General features: G+C 77.6%; 2 protein-coding genes and 1 pseudogene. 1 reads left to right on the top strand and 2 read right to left on the bottom strand.

All coding sequences use genetic code 11. From position 1 onward, the window contains the following. The coding region (locus ACFV0Q_RS41775; protein WP_385013351.1) for a GTP-binding protein at nucleotides 1–657 on the top strand (657 nt) is incomplete at its 5' end. Nucleotides 658–759: 102 nt separating this feature from the next. Here the strand turns inward: ACFV0Q_RS41775 and ACFV0Q_RS41780 are convergent. Further along, on the bottom strand, nucleotides 760–1,008 hold the full coding sequence (locus ACFV0Q_RS41780; protein WP_385013353.1) for a DUF6158 family protein: 249 nt from the start codon (nucleotides 1,006–1,008) through the stop codon (nucleotides 760–762). Between the two features lie 56 nt (nucleotides 1,009–1,064). Further along, nucleotides 1,065–1,248 (bottom strand): annotated as a pseudogene (locus ACFV0Q_RS41785) (hypothetical protein); the annotation flags it as partial.

The raw sequence follows: 1,248 nt of genomic DNA on the forward strand, positions 1-1,248 counted from the left end.
CTGGTGGACGCGGCCGTCCCCGCCCTGCGCGCGCGGCCGTCGGCCGGGGCCGGCGCCCGGGCCCTGGTGGACCAGCGGCACCCCCCCGCCCCCCGGGCGGCCGCGGGCTCGGCCGAACTGACCCGGCTCGCGTTCGCGGGGTTCGACACCGCGGCCGCGGCGGCAGCGCAGCACCCGGCGTGCGCGCTGCTGCCGCAGGAGGCGGAGGAGGCCGGGGTGTCGACGCTGGTCTGGCACCGGCACCGCCCCTTCCACCCCGGGCGGCTGTACGCGGCGCTGGAGGACCTGACCCTGGCGGCGGCCCGCAGCCGGGGCCGGTTCTGGCTCGCCGACCGGCCCGACACGCTGCTGGCCTGGGACTGCGCGGGCGGGGCCCTGTGCGTGGAGGACACCGGGCCCTGGCTGGCCTCCCTCCCGGACGCCGCCTGGGAGCTGGTGCCGCCGGTGCGCAGGGCGGCGGCCGCCCTCGGCTGGCACCCGGAGCACGGGGACCGCTGCCAGCACCTCGTCTTCACCTCGCCCGGCCTCGACGCCGAGGGCCTGCGCGGGCTCCTGGAGTCGTGTCTGCTGACGGACTCCGAGTTCACCTCGGGACGCGAGGGCTGGAAGCGGCTGCCGGCCGCCTTCGACGCGCTGCTCCCCCACTCCTCGCGCTGAGCCCCGCCGCCTGCCGGGTCCGGCGGTCCGGGTTTCGCCGGGGCGGCGGCGGGCAGAAGGCCGTTGCCGCCCCGCGCATTCGCGGGGCGGACCAGCTTCCGCTCAGTTCTCGCCCGCCGTACGGGCCCGGGCGCCCGTGCGGGTACGGCCCGGCGTGGTGGCGCGCTGCGGGTGGCGGCGCAGGTACTCCTCCTCGAGCTCCTTCAGCCGCTGCGTGTGCGTGGCCAGCGCCTCGTCCGACCCGTGCAGCAGCGTCTCGTGGCGCGTGCGGTGGATGGTCTCCAGCTCCTTGAGCAACCGGCCGTCCTCCAGCTCGCGCGCCGCCGCTCCCGGGGCCGTGTGCTCTGCCATGGCAACCGCCTTCCACGTCGCTCGCCCCCACGTTCCACGGTAGTCGGGTCGAAGGATCACGACGACCCTGCGGCGGACGGCGGGAGCGGCGACGGTCCCGGGACCGGGGTGCGCAGGGCGCCGCGGACCGACCAGATCACCGACACGAGCGGGACGGCGAGCTGGTCCCCGAGGACGAAGAGCGCCACCCCGACGTGCAGCGCGTTCGTCGCCGCGACCAGCACGATCCCGAGGGTGTAG

This window comes from Streptomyces sp. NPDC059564, assembly GCF_042735575.1.
Lineage (GTDB): Bacteria > Actinomycetota > Actinomycetes > Streptomycetales > Streptomycetaceae > Streptomyces.

Coding starts and splice junctions, on each gene's coding strand:
- ACFV0Q_RS41780 (WP_385013353.1), bottom strand. CDS start 1,008: ATGGCAGAGCACACGGCCCCGGGAGCGGCGGCGCGCGAGCTGGAGGAC.